Raw genomic sequence first — 18,130 nt, forward strand, 5'->3', positions numbered from 1 at the left:
AAATATTCATGATGGATTACTTTAACGATTACAAAAAGCTATACCTGACAGCATTTGCTTTATTCCTCTTCCTAACCATAATGGTTGCGATTTTACCTGCAATTAATAACCAAAATATCAACAAGCCATTACCTGGCAGCGAACCGTTGAGCTTAGATGCGACTGCTGGTAAAGCCATATTTATAGCTAACGGCTGCGTAGCTTGTCATACCCAAATGGTAAGGAACGTAGATATGGACAAAGTCTGGGGAAGCCGGCCCGGAGTAGCTGCCGACTATGCAGCAAACGAACGAACAGACTTATGGCGAAACACCGCCACCTTAATGGGAACTGAACGTACTGGCCCGGACCTGACCAATATTGGTACAAGGCAGCCCAGTGTCGACTGGCATCTGCTTCATCTTTATCAGCCCAGGGCAGTGGTGGGGCAGTCAATCATGCCGGCATATAAGTTTTTATTTGAAGTGAAAAATGAACTGGCCCGTGGTGATGTAGAAATTAATGTACCGGATGAATTTAGAAAAAATGTTAAAGGTAAAATAGTGGCACGGAAAGAAGCAATGCAACTGGTAGCGTACCTGCAAAGCTTAAAACAAGCCAAACTTTATAAGACTGCTGACGTACCCGAATTTCTCTACAAAAAAGAGCCAACCCTTAGCCAGGCAACTTCCGGATCGGATGCGGGTGAACCGGCACTGGACGGTGCCTCATTATACTCAACACATTGCCAGAGCTGTCACCAAGCTAACGGAGAAGGACTCAAAGGTGCTTTCCCTCCGTTAAAGGGAAGTAAAATCCTTATGGATGCAAACTCTGAACTCCTGATTGACATCATTATGAACGGCTACGATGCACGCCCCGAGTTTGCCGTAATGCCTGGTGTTGGTACTGCGGCTAACCTATCGCCTGAAGAGATCTCCGCTATCATAAATCATGAACGAACTAGCTGGGGCAACAATGGAGTCAAGCTTCCTGCTGCGGAAGTGAAAAAGATCATCGAACTGGTTAGCAAAAAATAAGATCGAGGCTATGAGAAAGATCAGCTTATTATTCCTATTTATGACGATTCAGTTAGCTGCGATGGCATGTCCGGCTTGCGAAAAACAACAGCCTGCACTTCTAAAAGGCATATCGCACGGAACCGGACCTCAAAACACCCTGGATTATATAATTGTATGGGCCACGACAATAATTGTTCTGGTGACCCTGGCTTTCAGTATCAAATATTTGCTGAAACCCGGTGAAAAGGATGCAAACCATATTAAAAACACTGTATTAAACGAATTGACATGATAGAAGAAAAAAGTTCAATATTTATTTTTATTGACGATGATCCACAACCTGTCGGTGAGTTTTTATCGCCCGTTAATTTTGAACTGGATACAAGTAAGCTGGTAGATGGCGAACATTTCTTACGTATCGTGAGCAAAGATCCAAACGGAAAAGAAGGACTGCGGAAAATACCTTTTGTTGTCCGTAACGGCCCCGACATCTCTATTGAAGGCTTAAGCGACCATGATATAATTGATGGGGTCCAGCCAATCATGATCAGCGCGTACGGTAAGGGCGATCAGAAAAAATTTCTGATTGAAGGGAGTGAGACGCCGCGCAGCATTCCAACCTGGGTTTGGCTGCTTCATATCATTTTTGGTGGCTGGGCTATCTACTACCTGGTTACGAACTTATTTTTACGTACTACCTGATGAAAATAAAAAAAGACATCGAAGGGATAGAGGACATCAAGATACTGGTTGATATTTTCTATGATAAAGTAGCAATGGATGAACTACTTGCACCGATCTTTAATTTCCGGTTATCCTCCTACTGGCAGCCGCACCTTGAAAAAATGTACAGCTTTTGGAACGCAGCTTTGTTCGGTCAAAAAGGTTATATAGGTAATCCGTTCGCCAAACATGCGACCATGCAATTAACAACTGAACACTTTACTCGCTGGATTAATATGTTTAATCAAACCATCGATGAAAACTTTGAAGGTCCGGTTGCAGATGATGCCAAAAAAAGGGCGTTAATTATGGCTGGTAATTTTGCCAGAAGGTTATCAAATATAGCTGGCAATAACGTGATTACATTGGTATAAACGGGAATGATTAGCTATTCCCAGAGCTTTGATTACTCTCCAGATACCAAGTTACTTTTACACTTTTTAAGATAGGTAGTCGGTTACAAAATCGCGCTGACGCGGACAATCGAAATGGGGCTAAACGCTTTTTACTCAAATTGATTTAGGTTCGCTCAGCCGCCAGAACTGTTACGCGATCTGGATTTTAACTATTTTGCGTGACTTTCATTTTACTAAATCTTTTGTAAAACATCCCGACAGACACAAATGATATGATTTCAAAAAGTTGCAAATATGGATTAAGAGCCACTGTTTTTGTGGCGTCAAAGGCTAATGATGGAGTGAAAATGGGTGTAAAGGAAATTGCCCGGGAAATAGAGGCCCCGGAAGCTTTTACCGCTAAAATTTTGCAAATGTTAAACAAGCACCGCATTATCACCTCCCTTAAAGGCCCTTATGGAGGATTTTACATCGAGCAATATCAACTGGAACAGCCAGTAATAAATGTTGTGAAGGCTATTGATGGAATGTCGGTGTTTAAGGAGTGTGGCTTCGGGCTTAAAAATTGCTCAGAGAAACACCCTTGTCCTATGCATTTTAAGTACAAGGCAGTTCGCGAAACACTTTTACAAGTATTTCAAAAAACCACGATTGGATCATTAGCAACAGATCTGAATGCCGGTGGCTCATTTTTAAGCAGCTTACAGCTCGAATCTACGAAGGATATAATTTTAGAGTGCTAAACTTACTTCAAAACCTTTTTTAGATTAAACTAGCATAAAGAAATTAACAGGATTCGTGAAAGCACCTGAGCCGTTCAACTCTCTAATTCAGCTTATACTTTTCCTGTTTCACCATTACCTGTTTTCCGGTCATAATAAGGATCATGATTATTATACCCAGGATGATGGTTATAGCAAATTGTAAGTTGGTGATAAAGGTAGAGCTAGCCTGGCTCTTCGACGATTCGGACAATAGCTCTTTTCCGATCTCCGTCTGAACCTTCGTTAATTCTCCAAGATCTTTATCAAGTTCATCATATAATTGGAGAGTAGTACTTAGGAACAAGTCTTTAGCTACTTCTTTATTTAAGCCGGCTGAATTAATAAGCATCAATTCATCCCTTTGAAAATTTTTAAGGTTCTTTTTCAAATTCTGCAGATGATCCGTTTCAGCTTTTACCAGGTGCGTGCGCTCATACTTGCTGATGAGGCTGTCCAAACTCTTATTCGTATTGGCCAGGTAAATCCTCACTTCATTTTCATCTATTTTATTGGTGAAGAGAAAGGTGAATAAATGAGTGCGCTTATTCTGAATATGATTAGCGATTGAATACAAGTCAACCGCAGGTATCAGCCGGTCCTCGTAGATGGAATTGAACGATTTGGCTATCCGGTTGATATTATAAGATTCCATCAGACTAAAAATAATTATAAACAGCATCAAAACTGCTAATGCGATTGCCACACGGATCTTATTTTGTATTGCGAATGCCCATTTCATGTTAACAGGTATAAAATAATTTGGGTGAAGATAGTAATAATCGAATTTCGTTTAGCCGGGACGCAAGAAGCGAAATAAGAAAGATCATGCAGTTTCACAGGATCGAGTTGGGATAATCAGGACGCCTGGCCATATTAAATTGTAGTCAATCAATTTACCGCCACAAAGGTTGTTTTTATCTACCTCAACACAGGTCAATAAGCCTGATGGTTGAGCTTAAAAAATGGTCCCCATCGAGCTGCATCCTGACGCCCGCCGGTAAAGTAAATCAATTCAAAATTCTTAAGAGTGGGATGGTTATGGGATCATTAAGGTTTGGTAGTAAAAAACTACTAGCAAGCTACTAGGAAACTACTACGAAACTACTAGGAAACTACTAGGAAACTACTAGGAAACCCGATTAAGCCCGGAACCTGTATAAAGCAATTTCTATTAAAAATTTGACAAATTTTGCCCGCTTTCAAAACAGAAAAAAACATAAGCTTGATTGAGACATTTAAGAAAATTGTCCTGTCGAAAAGGCAGCCATCCAGATCCTCTGTTACTCTTAGAATAACCGACTGGTCTTGCAACAGAATTAAACTTACCGGCGGATAGTGTTAGCGGTACTAACTTTTGTTAGTTTGAAGATATTATGTTTTGCATTTGAGCTGATGCAGATTGGAATGTAAGAAAGCAGAAATTATTAAGATAAACCTTACAATTTAATTTTTTGAATCCTAACGGCGTTTAAAATAGCCAACAGGGCGACACCTACGTCGGCAATTACGGCCTCCCATAGGCTTGCAACTCCACTAGCACCTAAAATCAATACAGCCACTTTAATGGTCATTGCCAGGAAGATATTCTGCCATACGATGTTTCGGGTGATGCGACCTATTTTGATGGCGCTAACCAGCTTCGATGGCTGATCATTTTGTATAATGATGTCCGCGGTCTCAATGGCGGCATCGCTGCCTAAACCCCCCATTGCAATTCCGGCATCAGCCAGGGCTAATACAGGGGCATCGTTTACACCATCTCCCACAAAAGCTATTCTTCTGCCCTGATCTTTCAGCTCCTGAACTTTAAAGACTTTATGTTCGGGCAGCAAACCGCCGAAAGCCTGATCAATATTCAGCAAACCGGCTACCTCGGTGACTACGCTTTGCTTATCCCCGCTTAACATCACCGTTTGAATGTTTAGCCGATGAAGATCGGCGACCGCTTGTTTGGCATCTGCCTTAATTTCATCAGCGATAGTGATGTAACCGGCCAGAATGTTATTAAATGCAACTAAAACTATAGTGTCGGTAATGCTATGTATCTTATCATGGTATTTCACCTTGTACAAGTCCATCATCCTGGCGTTCCCAACTATAACTTCCTGACCTTCTACCTGCCCCTTTAAGCCGTGACCGGAAATCTCCTCCACACTACTCACTTCCAAGTCCTTGTGTCCGTTCCGGGCATACTCCGTTATGGCCATAGCCACGGGATGAGTTGAATGACTTTCGAGTGCAGCTGCCAGCTTAACCAGCTGTTCTTCGCTGACGTTACTCGTTGTAATCACCTTTTGGACTTTAAACACCCCCTTTGTAAGGGTTCCGGTTTTATCCATCACTACGGTATCAATCCGCGTCATCACATCAAGAAAGTTACCGCCTTTGAAAAGAATCCCGTTACGGGAAGCCAGACCGATGCCTCCGAAATATCCCAGGGGAATAGAAACCACCAGGGCACAGGGGCAACTGATTACGAGAAAGACCAACCCGCGGTATAACCATTCGCTAAAGCTGTATTGAGCAACCAGAAAAATCGGTAAAACCACAACAAGTACGGCCAGCGCAAAGACTATTGGCGTGTATACCTTTGCGAAGCGAGAAATAAATAACTGTGTCTGCGATTTACGGGCTGATGCATCCTGAACCATACTAAGAATTCTGCTTAGCTTACTATCTCTGAACAGCGCTGTTACTCGAACTTCGGCAACAGAATTCTGGTTGATCATCCCGGCGAGTACCTGATCGCCGAAATGTTTAGTAGCAGGGATACTTTCACCCGTAAGGGCTGCTGTATTAAATGAGGCTTTTTCAGATTGAAGATCTCCGTCCAGCGCTACCCTCTCGCCTGCCTTCACCCTGATCAACTCTCCAACTACAACAAGGGCTGGCTTTAATGTCTGTGCCTGGCCATTTCTTAATACCTCAACACTATCCGGGCGAATATCGAGCAGTGCCTTGATACTGGTTTTAGCCTTATTTACCGCACTATCTTGAAACCACTCGCCAATAGAATAAAAAACCATCACGGCAACCCCTTCGCTGTAAGCCCCGATCGCAAATGCACCCAGTGTAGCAACACTCATTAAAAAGAATTCGTTAAAAAAATCAAAGCGTTTTGCTTTTCGCCAAGCCATGTCAAGAACCTGATAACCGGCCAATAGATAAGCGGAGAGATAAATAAATAATTCTACAAGCGAATTAATCTTTATTTGAAACCCATACTCCAGGATCTGCATAAGCAGCAGAATTGCCAAAGCGGTAAGCAAGTTCCAGCGACTGCGCCAACCCGATGAACTACCGTGGCTATGGCCGTCATGGTCATGAGTGTGTTCTTCATGGGTTAAACCGGGTTCACCAGGTAAGATTTCAACCTCTTCTGTTAGTTGATTATCCTGCTCTGTTATATGGAAGTGTTCGTCGCTATTCTTCGTCATTTCAGTCTGTTTATTCACACCCTTTTAATTACCTGATGTAATGTAAAGGTATGATATAGGCCGCTGCAATGAAGTTGCAATTATTGCGACGAACAATTATCGCAGATGCCTTTCACCAGCAGGCTCATTTCCTGCACTTCAAATTGCGTGGGAAGGCTAATATTAGGGATGGCTAATTTGTCTAAACAGAATGTGCCATTACAGATAGTACAATAGAAATGGACATGAAGATCATTGTGGCGATGATCATCGCACTGGTTTTTGCAAAGCGCAAATTTTGCCGAACCAGTGCCATCATCAATACTGTGAACAAGACCTTTCTCCTGGAAAGTTTTAAGGGTTCGATATAACGTTATACGGTCTGCCGGGTACATCGCTTTCTCGAGATCTGTTAAACTAACTGAAGCAGACTGTTGCAACAAAAAATCCAGTACGAGCAAACGCATAGCGGTTGGATTTATGTTTTTAGCTTCTAATAAAGCTTCGAGTTCTGCGTTCATTTCATGGTAGGTTATTTCTACACCTTTGTTATGGCAACCATTTGAGTTTTGCTTCTATTTTAGGATGGCCTTGATTTAATGAATCATATCTGATCAAGCGGTTTCCGGCTTTTTATTTCGTTTGCTTTAAAGGCAGTTGGAGTAATACTGGTGATATTTTTGAATTGAGATGATAAATGCGCGGCACTGCTGTAACCCATTTTTAAGGCGATCTGATTTAAATTCAGTTCGCCATATTCCAGCAATTCTTTAACCTTTTCTATCTTTTGATTGATGATATATCTTTCGATGGTGATATCTTCCGATTCCGAAAAAAGACTGCTCAGGTAGGGATAATCCATATCAAGTCTGGATGAGATATAATCTGAATAATTGATCTTTATATCGTCAGGATCTGTATAATGAACCATTTCAATAATTACATTTTTGACTTGCTCAACCAGCTGCTTGCGCTTTTCGTCTATCAGTTCAAACCCCAGTAGTTTCAAAGCTGGACGGATCTGCGAGAGCTGACTTTCATCAGGATCAGGAGAAACTGTTACTTTCCCCAAAAGTGATTCTGTTACTGTAAATCCGAGCTTTTCTAGTTGCTGATCAACCACCATAATACAGCGGTCGCATACCATATTCTTTATATGAAGTTCCATGTGCAAATTTACGAGTCTGCTTTAATAGTTTCAGCGTTGTAGCCGGCTTCCTTAAGTTTTGAAATTATCTCTTGAGATGATATATTCTCTGATACAACTGTTAGAATTTTATCAGGATTTATAGTATCAACTTCCCAGTTTTCTACTTCAGTTAAATTGTTAAGGAAAGGCGTTACTGTGGCTATACAGCCTGCACATTTAATATTGGTTTTGAATTTCAGTGTGTCCATTTTGAATATTATTTTATTGATGAAGTAAAAAAAATTTGTTTTATAATTTGTCTGCCTGGCACATTATATCTTTTTCCATTTCAGAAGTAAACTGTTGCTGACAACAGAAACAGAGCTAAGAGCCATGGCAGCACCGGCGATCATCGGGTTCAGTAAGAACCCGTTCAAAGGATATAGAATTCCGGCGGCTATTGGGATTCCGATCAGGTTGTAGATAAATGCCCAGAAAAGGTTCTGCTTAATTGTACGAACCGTTTGACGAGACAAGAGTATCGCTTGTGGTATTTTATTCAGATCTGAAGAGATTAACGTCATCTTAGCAACATCCATCGCAATGTCAGATCCCTTTCCCATTGCAATTGAAACATCGGCCTGGGCCATTGCCTGACTATCGTTTATTCCATCTCCGACCATGGCAACTATTTTCCCTTCGGCTTGTAACTTCTTTATAAAACTGTATTTATCGTCGGGCATAGTATCCGCTTCAAAGTAGTCAATTCCCACCTGACGGGATACTGCGGCAGCGGTTTCCCGGTTATCCCCCGTGATCATGTAGACATCAATTCCACTGGCCTTCAAGGTGTCGATTGCTTGCTTAGAATTACTTTTAATTTGATCAGAGATTGCCAGGATGGCTAAAACATCCGTCTTACTACTGAAATATATGACCGTTTTTGCATCGCTAAGGTAGGCTTTGATCAGCCTGAGCATTTCAGCAGAAGGTTGAACACCATTATCTTCCACCAATTTATGACTGCCGACGTAATAAACTTCTCCGTTAAGGGAGGCTTTTACTCCCCTGCCCGTAAGGCTTTGGAAATCTGAGATTAAAGCCGGCTGAATACCCTGATGCTTCAGCTTTTCGACAACCGCCGCGGCTAAGGGATGCTCAGATTTACTTTCAAGTGCTAACAGCACAGGACTTAATAAAGCAGGATCAACATAATCATTCCAGACAATATCGGTAACCACAGGCTTTCCTTCAGTAATAGTACCGGTTTTATCTAAAACCACGGTGTTAATCTTATGACCTAATTCGAGGCTTTCTGCATCCTTAATTAAGATACCGAGTTCCGCACCTCTACCGATGCCTACCATAATTGCGGTAGGTGTGGCCAGCCCTAAAGCACAGGGGCAGGCAATAACCAGAACAGTAACCATTGCCAGCAAGCCATGGGTGAAAGCGTTTTCGCCACCTATTATCAACCATGCGGCTAAACTTGTAACAGCGATCCCCATTACAATCGGCACAAAGATCCCTGCTATTTTATCGACTAATTTCTGTACGGGAGCTTTTGAGCCCTGCGCATTTTTGACCATTTCAATAATGTGCGCCAGCATTGTTTCGCTGCCCACCTTCCGGGCGGTGAACTGGAAGCTGCCTTTCTGATTGATCGTTCCAGCCAGGACTTTGTCACCGGGTTTCTTTTCTACCGGCACCGGTTCTCCACTGATCATGCTTTCATCAACATAGGAGAACCCCTGTGATACTTCGCCGTCAACTGCTATTTTCTCACCGGGTTTTACTATAACCTGCTGGCCAACTTTAACGTCTTCGCTCAGGATCTCTCTTTCAGTTCCATCTTCGAGAATTGTGACTGTCTTTGCCTGTAATCCTATTAACTTTTTGATCGATGTTGAAGTATGGGATTTCGCCCGTTCTTCAAGCAATTTACCCAGCATAATGAAGACAATGATCACTGCAGCAGCTTCAAAGTATACGTGCGCATGCAGGCCCCGGGCATGCCAGAACTCGGGGTAAACGGTATTGAAGACGCTAAATAAATAAGCCATTCCGGTACTTAAAGCAACTAAAGTATCCATGTTTGCCTGTCGGTGGCTGGCTTGTTTCCATGCGTTTATGAAAAACGTCCTGCCAAAATAGAATATTACCGGAGTTGAGAGTAACAGCATGAACAGGTTAGCGTAGGGCATCTCCATGAAAAACATACCCACAACAACCACCGGAAACGTTAAGACCGCAGCGAATACAGTTTTATGTTTCAGTGTGCGATAGGCTGAACGTTGTAATTCTTCCTGGGTTTCAAGTGCATTGGTTTCATCTATAATTAAATCATAACCAACGCTCTGAATGATTTTTCGCAGATCCTTTAATTGTAAAGCAGTGTCATTATATGTTATTTTAAGGGATTGAGTTGCATAATTGACAGCAGCATTGATTACACCTGGCTGTGACCCGGCCATACTTTCTACACTGCTGGCGCAGGACGCACAACTCATACCGGTTACAGGAATAATGATCGTTTTCTCTTGAGTTTTCATTTTATATTCTGACTGCTATTTCATTCCAAATATTAATATCCCACAAAAATAGCCGCTAAGCTGGTGGGATGACTTATATGATTCCTGCAAAGATTTATATAATTCTAAGGATGGGCAGGTTTTAAATTGCCTAAACAAAAAACAAAGCGTTCTAAAAAAGATTATATCACTAATTCTATAATTTAGACACCATGGAGATGAATACAGCCAAAGGTAAATTTGCAGAACTGATAAAGGGAGAAAAACCGGTATTGGTTGATTTCTCAGCAGAATGGTGCGGCCCTTGTAAAGTGATGGCGCCTATGCTTGATGAATTAAAGAGTAAGATTGGAGATAAAGCGACCATTTTAAAAGTTGATGTTGACAAGAATCCTTCCGCCTCTGCCGCTTACAATATATCCGGAGTACCGACACTTATTCTTTTTCACAAAGGACAGATCAAATGGCGTCAGTCGGGTGTAGTTCCAGTAAACCAACTGGAAAAGATTATTGCACAGCACATAGGCTAATCCTACTCAATCTCACGCTAGAATGGTTATCTGCTTAGATCGTTAATAAATTTCAGGAAGTCTGGATGATCGTAATTTGCCGCTCCGATATGATGATAAACGATCTTACCATCAGCGGAAATCACCATAGTAGTGGGCAGATTGCCATCGAATATTTCGGGTGGAATAAATGATCTGGGTGAATAAACGGGTAAATTATAGCCTCCCTTCCGCATAAAATCAATGGCAGCATCCGGTTTCTTATCAACTTCCACCATCATGATTTCAATCCCCGCGTTGTCTTTAAGTTTGCCTTGAAGTGCGCTGATAGAAGGCATCTCCGCTCGACATGGAGGACACCATGTCGCCCAAAAGTTGATAAACAAAACTTTTCCCTTTTTCTCTGCCAGTTTTACTTCGCGTCCATCTGCATTGCTGAAAGCTATTTCCGCCGGCGCTTTCCAGCTATTGCTATTAATTAATTTTAGCCGGTCCTTCTTTATATCCGCTTTAAACAATCCGATCCTCATTAAGCCTCTGACAACTAAGGTTCTGGCATCTACATTAAAATAAAGAACAGCTAGCAGAGCTATAGCTACTGCTACGATCCATTTTAGCTTGAAAGCGTGGAGGAATGCCATATTTAAAGTTTCTTTAGGGCGAAAATAAGGATTTCAAGTTAGTTGAAATATTTTTGGTGAATTGATGGCTTTACGATCATGTTATGAAATTCAGTCTCTGATTATGACAATTCTTCAATAAAGAAACACCGAATGCAAACATACGGTTACTTAATAATGTTAAATTTGCGGAACTTAATTTAAAGAATTATGAGAAAATTAATGATGTACGCTGCATTGGCAGCACCCCTGTTTTTAGCCTCTTGTGGCGGAGAAAAGAAAACCGACACGTCTGATCAGGCAACAACTGCAGATACTTCAGCAGCACTTCCAGAAGTAACTACGCCATCTGCAACCGTTTCAAATACTGTATCGATTACAGGAAACGATCAAATGAAATTCAGCGTTACTGAAATACGCGTTAAAGCCGGTGAACAAGTTACTCTTACTATGAAAAACGAAGGTACTATGCCTAAAGAATCAATGGGACACAATTTTGTTCTGTTAGGTGGCGGTACTGATGTTGAGGCATTCGCTATGAAAGCAATGGTTGCAAAAGCTACGGATTACATACCAGCTGATATGAAGACATCCATCATGGCTCACACTAAATTATTAGGCCCTGGTGAATCAGAAACTATCACATTTACTGTGCCTGCAGGTACTTATGATTTCATCTGTACCTTCCCCGGACACTATGCCTCTATGAGAGGAAAATTAATCGCCGAATAAGGTTAGTTTGCTTATCAAAGAACAAAGATTTAAGAGCAAGAGTAAGAATTCATAAAACTTGATCTGTTTTTTACTCTTTTTTGATCAAGGAACGAAGGTTAAAGGACAAGGATGAGAATCTTAGGTCTTTAAATCTTTGTTCCTTTTTCTTTACCTTATTTTGCTTAACTAACAAAGATTAAAGTGCAGGAAGAGAATTGCTGTCTCTGGATCCTTGTTTTTTTTTCCATTCAAGGTGGTCCTTAATCTTTCATCTTTTCCCCAAAGAACTGGTCGCTGAAATTGACTAAAAAAAGTTCTTTTGAACTCCTGGTAATACCAGTGTACAACCAGCGCAGAAATTCAGTATTAAGCATTTCATCAGTTAGATAACCCTGGTCGATAAAGACGGCATCCCATTGTCCACCCTGAGCTTTGTGGCAGGTAACAGCAAAGGCGAACTTTATTTGAAGTGCGTTATAGTAAGGATCTTTTTTTATTTCCTGAAGTCTTAACCGCTTATTTTGGATATGCTGATAATCCTCCATCACGGCTTCAAACAGTCGTTTGCTTTCGGAGTTCGAAAGGCTCGGCGTATCTGCATATAATGTATCCAGCAACACTTTACAGGTTAACGGCTCTTTATCCGGGTAATCCACAAATTCCAGAACGATCTCTGCAAAGCGGAAACCGTATTGCTCGTGCAGGTTTCGAACCTTTCTGATACGGCCGATATCCCCATTTGCAATAAAGGAACCGCTATTATCGTCAGCCTGCAGCCAGAAATAGTTGTTTCGTACTACCATAATATAGTCGCCACCGGTAAGCTCTTCTTCGCGGTATAAGATCCGGTTCCGGATATTCTGATTGTAAGAATTTGCATTTTTATTAGACCTGCAAACCACTAGCGTATTATCCATCCCAAATTTGTTGTAGGCATAATTAAGTCCTTCCACCAATTTCTCACCCGTCATCCGATAAACATCCCTGAACCCATTAACCTGAATATGAGGGAAACTGCTACTCTCCTGTCTAATTAGTTCCCGGATTTCTGTTGCATTGAATAAAATACCCGATTGCTTTTCCTGCCTGACAACGTCTGTCAATTCGTAGCTGAAGACATCCAGTGTGAAAATATCCTTTAAAAGTTGGGGGTTTAAGGCCGGACTATCAGCCGACCCGACCGGCGGTAGCTGGGCAGTATCACCAACCAGCATTAGTGCACAGTTTTTGCCATTATAAACATAACTGATCAGATCATGCAGTAAACTTTGCCTGCTGAAATCGCCGCTTTGATCTGAAATCATGGAAGCCTCATCAACGATAAACAAGGTATTTTCAGCAAGATTGTCGCCTAAAACAAAATTCATCTCGGGACTGGCAGCCTCTTTTTTCCGGTAAATCTTTTTATGAATCGTGAAGGCTTGTTTACCAGAGTAGCTGCTGATCACCTTTGCCGCGCGCCCTGTGGGCGCCAGCAAAACTGACCTCCGCTTAATCATCGGAAGCACCTTAACCAGCGCACCTATTAAAGTTGTTTTACCCGTACCTGCATAGCCCTTGAGCATAAAGCATTCATCACCTTCTTCCACCCTCAGGAAACGTTCAAGTAATTGGAATACCTCATATTGCTGAACAGTAGGCGTTTTGCCGAACTGCTGTTCTAACAAAATATGGATGGGCTGCATGAAAGCAAATTTGCACAATCTGCATGAGCTAACCTACTCATTGAAGTTTGAAAACGATAGCCTGCAATATAAAATCAGGTATATTAGCCCAGAAATTTTATTTTTGCTCATGATGAATAACCCGATCCTTTTTACTGATGATCAGTTCAATCCGCAAAATGCAGGCGCCTGCCATTTGTTTATTCATTTGGAAACAAGTAGCTACTCATACGCCATAGTTGATAAAAAGAATGACCGTTTAAATATTGTTGCTAAAAACTATTTTCCTGAAAGCACTTCCACCTACAGCGGTTTAAACCGTCTGGAGATTCTGATTGCAGAGAACGAATTTGTAAACCTGGATTTTGAAAAAGTAAAGATCAGTCTGCAAACGCAAGCTTTTACTTTTGTTCCTCAGGAACTATATACTCAGGGCGACATGCCCCAGTATGGCAGGTTTTTGGGGGCTCAACCTGATTCTGTACTTATTGATACTGATATCCACACTTTTGACATAAAGAATATTTACGCTGTTGATGCGGCAGTAGAAAATATCCTTCGGGAATCATTTAGCGATCCGCTTATTGTTTGTCAGGCAAACCCGTTTATAACCGGTATAAATAACCTGAAAAAAAATGGAAATGAAGGTGAACTGTTCCTGAATTTCAACCAGGATAGTTTTGAAGCCGCAGTGATCAGAGACGATAAACTTGAGTTCTATAATATATTTGAAATCGCAAATTCTGATGAGTTCAATTATTTTCTATTGACCCTTATCAATGAGTTAAGTATTGATCTGAATCATGCTGTTATTATCTCAGGAGATATGGACAATCAAAGCGAGCACTATACGAGGCTGCAAAAATATTTTGATAGGATTAGCTTCTCTGAACCGCATATCAACAACATAGAAGCCTTTAAAGGTTTTAATTCTCATAAGTTCTTCTCTCTACTCAGTCTCGATCTATGCGAATAATTGGCGGCAAACTCAGGGGACTTCGGATTAATCCACCGGCCAATTTGCCCGTACGACCCACCACTGATCTCGCTAAGGAGGCACTTTTCAATATTCTTAACAACCGGTTTAACTTCGAGGAGACCAGGGTGCTCGACCTGTTTAGCGGAACCGGTAACATCTCGCTGGAATTCGCATCGAGAGGTGTACCTGAGGTTATTTCTGTGGACAGTGACTTCGGATGTTTCAATTACCTCAAGAAAATTTCCAAAGAACTAAAGCTGGATCATATAAAGGCCTACAAAGCGGACGTCTTTAAGTTCCTGGAAATGGAAACTGAACCGTTCGACCTGATCTTTGCTGATCCTCCTTATGATCTGACAAGAATACCTGAAATTGCTAAAATAGTTTTTGAAAGAAAGCTGGTAAAGGAAGACGGATACCTTATCGTTGAGCATCCGAGTATGAAAAAGTTGGATAACCATCCTAATTTTAAAGAGCAACGGCAATACGGCTCTTCATCTTTCAGCTTCTTTGAATAGCATGTACCAAGACTGGATATAACCTCCATTGATATCAAATTTGCGCAATTGCATATTAATCCGTTACCTTTAAAGCCATGAAAATAGCCCTGTTTCCCGGCTCGTTCGATCCGGTGACCAAAGCACATGTTGATATTTTAAAACGTTCGATCTCCCTATTTGACAAGATTGTTGTAGGCATTGGTCTAAATAGCAGCAAACCTTCTTTCTTAAGTGCGGAAACTCGCAAGAAAATGCTTGAAGCGGTTTTTGCGGGGGAACCTAAAGTTGAAGTGATGGTTTATGAAGGCCTTACCATAGAATTCTGTAAAAAGATCAATGCAGCCTATATGATCCGGGGAATACGTACGGTGTCCGACTTTGAATACGAAAAAGCTATTGCGCAAATGAATCATGCGCTGGTTCCCGAAATAGAAAGCATATTTATTGTAAGCAAACCTGGTTATTCGTCTATAAGCTCGACTATTGTACGGGATATTTTAAGATACCACGGCGATGTAAGTCAGTTTATCCCTAAAGAGGCGAAAGAGTTTTTGTAGATATGCTTTAGGCCTCAACCCGTCCGACGACATCTCTGATCAGCGGGAATGTATTTTCTTTTACGAGAGCGAAATCTCCGGGAGCAAGCCATCGGGCGTCTGTAATGTCTTCTTCATGCTGAGGAGTTAGTATAGGCTGATTATCCGCCCGCATTCTATACCAGGTTGTTTTTTTCAAAACTGTTTCTCCCCTCATTTCATAAATGTGGTAGGTCTTGCAAAGTTTCTCATCCAGCTTCGTCACCGTAATACCACACTCCTCTTCAACCTCCCTTACTGCCGCTTTTTTGGTTTTTTCTCCGTTCTCTATTTTTCCTTTCGGCAAATCCCATTTTCCTTTACGGAAAATAAATAGGTATTTATTTTCCTCGTTATGCACGACACCCCCGGCAGCCTTAATATATCTTAATGATAACTTAATTTTATTAAACAATTCTTTAGGTTTTTTGCTTAATACCGTATAGGTCGCGGGTAACGGTTCGTCCTTGAAGCGCTTATAGAAGCTGATAAATTCAAAGGTCTCAGAATCAATTTGTTGATAATCTGCAATGGCCGAATCAAGAGTTTCTGAAAGGATTAAAGCAGTTTGGTTGATATATATTTGATACATTTGCGGTATGAGTAACAAGAGTGAGATTGAACAAAAAGTAGCTGAGTTTTTGTTGCAAATTAAAGCAATTAAATTACAACCCAACAATCCATTTACCTGGGCTTCCGGCTGGAAATCCCCGATCTATTGTGACAACCGGATTACGCTCTCCCATCCTACTATAAGAACTTATATCCGTCAGAAATTGGCTTCTCTGGTTCAGGAAGAGTTTGGTTCTGTTTCAGTTATCGCTGGAGTTGCAACTGCTGGGATTCCGCAAGGTGTTTTGATAGCGCAAGAACTAGGGCTTCCTTTCATTTACGTACGCTCAGCTCCTAAAGGCCACGGTAGAGGAAACCTTATTGAAGGCGATTTTTCAGAAGGCCAGCGTGTGGTGGTAGTTGAAGATTTGATCTCTACCGGCAAAAGCAGCCTTCAGGCAGTAGAGGCTCTGCGAGAAGGAGGTCTTGAAGTAGCCGGACTAGTAGCTATATTTAATTACGGCTTCGATGCCGCTACAGAGAATTTCAAAAGTGCCAGATGCCGCTTCTCTACCTTGTCAGACTACAATGCGCTAATAGATTACGCCAGAGATCATAATTTCGTCTCTGAGGAAGACTTGAGATTATTACGCCAGTGGCGCGAAAATCCTGCTGAGTGGGGCAATTCCATTCATCAAAAAACAGCCTGACTTATATGACAATCATCCAGAGTAAAACTATCGTCAACAAACCGACTGATGTGGTTTATGCATTCCTCGCCGACCTGAACAATCATCAGCAATTAATGCCTGATAATATTTACAATTGGTCATCAACCGATGATGAAGCCCGCTTTACCATCCAAAATATGGCAAAACTAGCTTTGAAGGTTTCATCGCGCCTAGAAAATCAAGAAATCGTGATCAAACCCTCAGAGGATGCACCTTTTCCCGTGGAGTTGAAGTGGAACATTCATGATGCAGGTAATGGTACAACAGAGGCGGTTCATACTATTTCGGCCGAACTGAATATGATGATGAAAATGCTGGCCAGTGGTCCCCTTCAGAAACTTGCAGATCACCAGACAGAGAAATTAAAACTATATTTTAAATAAGATCCGAGGTATCGTAAATTTTGATTTTTTAGTGTCCAGTTACATTTTATTGTGATAGGATGAATATCTCCATTGTATGGATAAAAATTTGATATTGATACAGTGCGAAGATAAAGTGGGGTTAGTCGCTCTGATATCGCGCATTCTAGCTAGCCATAATCTAAATATTACCGCTATGCGTGAATTTGTTGATGAAAGATCTTCGACTTTTTTTACCCGCATAGAATGCTCTGGTAATTCACCTTTAGGGCCCAACTTACAACTGGAACTTGAAAGGGAGCTTCCCTCAAACGCACGGTTAATAATAAATCCGAAGCTGGAAAAAAAAATCGCTATTCTGGTAACGAAAGAATACCATTGTTTAGCAGAGACTCTTACCCGTAACTTTTTTAATACTCTGAATGCTGAGGTGTGTTGTGTCATTGGGAATCATAATAATCTGGAAGCATTTACTAACCAATTCTCAATTCCTTTTTTTCATATCTCTCATGATAATAAGTCAAAATCTGAATTTGAAAATGAGATAATCAACACCCTCAATTCATATCAACCAGATTTTCTTGTTCTTTCGAAATTTATGCGAATCTTGTCTCCCGATTTCATTAAACACTATGAAAACAGAATAATCAATATACATCATTCTTTTTTGCCAGCTTTCATTGGTGCCAACCCTTATAAACAAGCCTATGAACGAGGCGTAAAAATAATAGGCGCCACAGCGCATTTCGTTACCAACGACTTGGATGAGGGTCCGATCATTGCGCAACAAATAATTCCCGTAAATCATACGTTCAGCGTTTCCGATATGGTTATTGCTGGAAAAGATGTCGAAAAAGCTGTTCTATCTAAAGCGTTACAGTTGTTGTTTCAAGATCGGGTTTTTATCGCAGGTAATAAGACCGTTTTATTTGAATAAGGACGAGTCAACCTGCTACTTATTCATCTTATAATATTAAAAGACAGTCATTTCGTCACTCAGGAGC

General features: G+C 41.2%; 22 protein-coding genes. 13 read left to right on the top strand and 9 right to left on the bottom strand.

Features of this window, described 5'->3' with window-relative positions; translation table 11 throughout:
• Positions 1 to 8: 8 nt before the first annotated feature.
• From AC1MCB_RS10035 to AC1MCB_RS10055, 5 genes are all read left to right on the top strand, one after another.
• Complete coding sequence (locus AC1MCB_RS10035; RefSeq protein ID WP_479968615.1) at positions 9 to 1,019, top strand: cytochrome c; 1,011 nt, start codon at positions 9 to 11, stop codon at positions 1,017 to 1,019.
• A gap of 10 nt (positions 1,020 to 1,029) precedes the next feature.
• Positions 1,030 to 1,293 (top strand): hypothetical protein, encoded by a 264-nt coding sequence (locus tag AC1MCB_RS10040; protein WP_479968616.1) that lies wholly within the window; start codon positions 1,030 to 1,032, stop codon positions 1,291 to 1,293.
• Positions 1,290 to 1,703: a cytochrome C gene (locus AC1MCB_RS10045; RefSeq protein WP_479968617.1), complete on the top strand. Its 414-nt coding sequence runs from the start codon at positions 1,290 to 1,292 to the stop codon at positions 1,701 to 1,703. Before AC1MCB_RS10040 ends, AC1MCB_RS10045 begins: the two co-directional genes overlap by 4 nt.
• On the top strand, positions 1,703 to 2,098 hold the full coding sequence (locus tag AC1MCB_RS10050; RefSeq protein WP_479968618.1) for a group III truncated hemoglobin: 396 nt from the start codon (positions 1,703 to 1,705) through the stop codon (positions 2,096 to 2,098). The genes AC1MCB_RS10045 and AC1MCB_RS10050 overlap by 1 nt, the downstream gene beginning before the upstream one ends.
• A 254-nt stretch (positions 2,099 to 2,352) precedes the next feature.
• The gene (locus tag AC1MCB_RS10055; protein ID WP_479968619.1) at positions 2,353 to 2,823 is read left to right on the top strand and encodes an RrF2 family transcriptional regulator; all 471 of its coding nucleotides are present in this window, start codon (positions 2,353 to 2,355) and stop codon (positions 2,821 to 2,823) included.
• Between the two features lie 82 nt (positions 2,824 to 2,905).
• Here AC1MCB_RS10055 and AC1MCB_RS10060 read toward each other — a convergent pair whose 3' ends face one another.
• The 6 genes from AC1MCB_RS10060 to AC1MCB_RS10085 form a co-directional block, all read right to left on the bottom strand.
• A complete protein-coding gene (locus AC1MCB_RS10060) occupies positions 2,906 to 3,583 on the bottom strand; it encodes an MCP four helix bundle domain-containing protein (RefSeq protein ID WP_479968620.1) in 678 nt (225 codons plus the stop codon).
• Between the two features lie 697 nt (positions 3,584 to 4,280).
• On the bottom strand, positions 4,281 to 6,281 hold the full coding sequence (locus AC1MCB_RS10065; protein ID WP_479968621.1) for a heavy metal translocating P-type ATPase: 2,001 nt from the start codon (positions 6,279 to 6,281) through the stop codon (positions 4,281 to 4,283).
• Positions 6,282 to 6,361: 80 nt separating this feature from the next.
• Positions 6,362 to 6,781, bottom strand: coding sequence for a Fur family transcriptional regulator (locus AC1MCB_RS10070; protein ID WP_479968622.1), 420 nt, complete (start codon positions 6,779 to 6,781; stop codon positions 6,362 to 6,364).
• A gap of 83 nt (positions 6,782 to 6,864) precedes the next feature.
• Entirely contained in the window at positions 6,865 to 7,428 is a 564-nt protein-coding gene (locus tag AC1MCB_RS10075) for a helix-turn-helix domain-containing protein (protein ID WP_479968623.1), read from the bottom strand.
• 8 nt (positions 7,429 to 7,436) lie between these two features.
• Positions 7,437 to 7,658, bottom strand: coding sequence for a heavy-metal-associated domain-containing protein (locus AC1MCB_RS10080; protein WP_479968624.1), 222 nt, complete (start codon positions 7,656 to 7,658; stop codon positions 7,437 to 7,439).
• A 63-nt stretch (positions 7,659 to 7,721) separates the two neighbouring features.
• Complete coding sequence (locus AC1MCB_RS10085; RefSeq protein ID WP_479968625.1) at positions 7,722 to 9,941, bottom strand: heavy metal translocating P-type ATPase; 2,220 nt, start codon at positions 9,939 to 9,941, stop codon at positions 7,722 to 7,724.
• A gap of 197 nt (positions 9,942 to 10,138) precedes the next feature.
• Between AC1MCB_RS10085 and trxA the strand changes: the two genes are divergently transcribed.
• Positions 10,139 to 10,450, top strand: coding sequence for a thioredoxin (gene trxA, locus AC1MCB_RS10090; protein ID WP_479968626.1), 312 nt, complete (start codon positions 10,139 to 10,141; stop codon positions 10,448 to 10,450).
• A gap of 26 nt (positions 10,451 to 10,476) precedes the next feature.
• On the opposite strand, the gene AC1MCB_RS10095 is transcribed toward trxA, so the two are convergent.
• Positions 10,477 to 11,070 (bottom strand): TlpA family protein disulfide reductase, encoded by a 594-nt coding sequence (locus tag AC1MCB_RS10095; RefSeq protein ID WP_479968627.1) that lies wholly within the window; start codon positions 11,068 to 11,070, stop codon positions 10,477 to 10,479.
• A 189-nt stretch (positions 11,071 to 11,259) separates the two neighbouring features.
• Between AC1MCB_RS10095 and AC1MCB_RS10100 the strand changes: the two genes are divergently transcribed.
• Entirely contained in the window at positions 11,260 to 11,781 is a 522-nt protein-coding gene (locus AC1MCB_RS10100) for a plastocyanin/azurin family copper-binding protein (RefSeq protein ID WP_479968628.1), read from the top strand.
• 242 nt (positions 11,782 to 12,023) lie between these two features.
• Here AC1MCB_RS10100 and AC1MCB_RS10105 read toward each other — a convergent pair whose 3' ends face one another.
• Positions 12,024 to 13,448 (bottom strand): ATP-dependent DNA helicase, encoded by a 1,425-nt coding sequence (locus AC1MCB_RS10105; protein ID WP_479968629.1) that lies wholly within the window; start codon positions 13,446 to 13,448, stop codon positions 12,024 to 12,026.
• Here AC1MCB_RS10105 and AC1MCB_RS10110 point away from each other — a divergent pair.
• The 3 genes from AC1MCB_RS10110 to coaD all read left to right on the top strand — a co-directional run bounded on the left by AC1MCB_RS10110 (position 13,447) and on the right by coaD (position 15,463).
• Entirely contained in the window at positions 13,447 to 14,403 is a 957-nt protein-coding gene (locus tag AC1MCB_RS10110) for a DUF3822 family protein (RefSeq protein WP_479968630.1), read from the top strand. The genes AC1MCB_RS10105 and AC1MCB_RS10110 overlap by 2 nt on opposite strands.
• On the top strand, positions 14,394 to 14,924 hold the full coding sequence (gene rsmD, locus AC1MCB_RS10115) for a 16S rRNA (guanine(966)-N(2))-methyltransferase RsmD (protein WP_479968631.1): 531 nt from the start codon (positions 14,394 to 14,396) through the stop codon (positions 14,922 to 14,924). The genes AC1MCB_RS10110 and rsmD overlap by 10 nt, the downstream gene beginning before the upstream one ends.
• 77 nt (positions 14,925 to 15,001) lie before the next feature.
• On the top strand, positions 15,002 to 15,463 hold the full coding sequence (coaD, locus tag AC1MCB_RS10120) for a pantetheine-phosphate adenylyltransferase (protein WP_479968632.1): 462 nt from the start codon (positions 15,002 to 15,004) through the stop codon (positions 15,461 to 15,463).
• A 7-nt stretch (positions 15,464 to 15,470) separates the two neighbouring features.
• Here coaD and AC1MCB_RS10125 read toward each other — a convergent pair whose 3' ends face one another.
• Positions 15,471 to 16,073 (bottom strand): NUDIX hydrolase, encoded by a 603-nt coding sequence (locus tag AC1MCB_RS10125; RefSeq protein WP_479968633.1) that lies wholly within the window; start codon positions 16,071 to 16,073, stop codon positions 15,471 to 15,473.
• 7 nt (positions 16,074 to 16,080) lie between these two features.
• On the opposite strand from AC1MCB_RS10125, the gene pyrE reads away from it, so the two are divergent.
• The 3 genes from pyrE to purU all read left to right on the top strand — a co-directional run bounded on the left by pyrE (position 16,081) and on the right by purU (position 18,063).
• Complete coding sequence (pyrE, locus tag AC1MCB_RS10130) at positions 16,081 to 16,743, top strand: orotate phosphoribosyltransferase (RefSeq protein ID WP_479968634.1); 663 nt, start codon at positions 16,081 to 16,083, stop codon at positions 16,741 to 16,743.
• 5 nt (positions 16,744 to 16,748) lie between these two features.
• Positions 16,749 to 17,147: an SRPBCC family protein gene (locus AC1MCB_RS10135; protein WP_479968635.1), complete on the top strand. Its 399-nt coding sequence runs from the start codon at positions 16,749 to 16,751 to the stop codon at positions 17,145 to 17,147.
• Between the two features lie 76 nt (positions 17,148 to 17,223).
• Positions 17,224 to 18,063 carry a formyltetrahydrofolate deformylase gene (purU, locus tag AC1MCB_RS10140; protein WP_479968636.1) on the top strand — a complete coding sequence of 280 codons (840 nt, stop codon included), beginning with the start codon at positions 17,224 to 17,226 and terminating at the stop codon, positions 18,061 to 18,063.
• Positions 18,064 to 18,130 lie beyond the last annotated feature (67 nt).

Source organism: Daejeonella sp. AP26, from assembly GCF_056680515.1.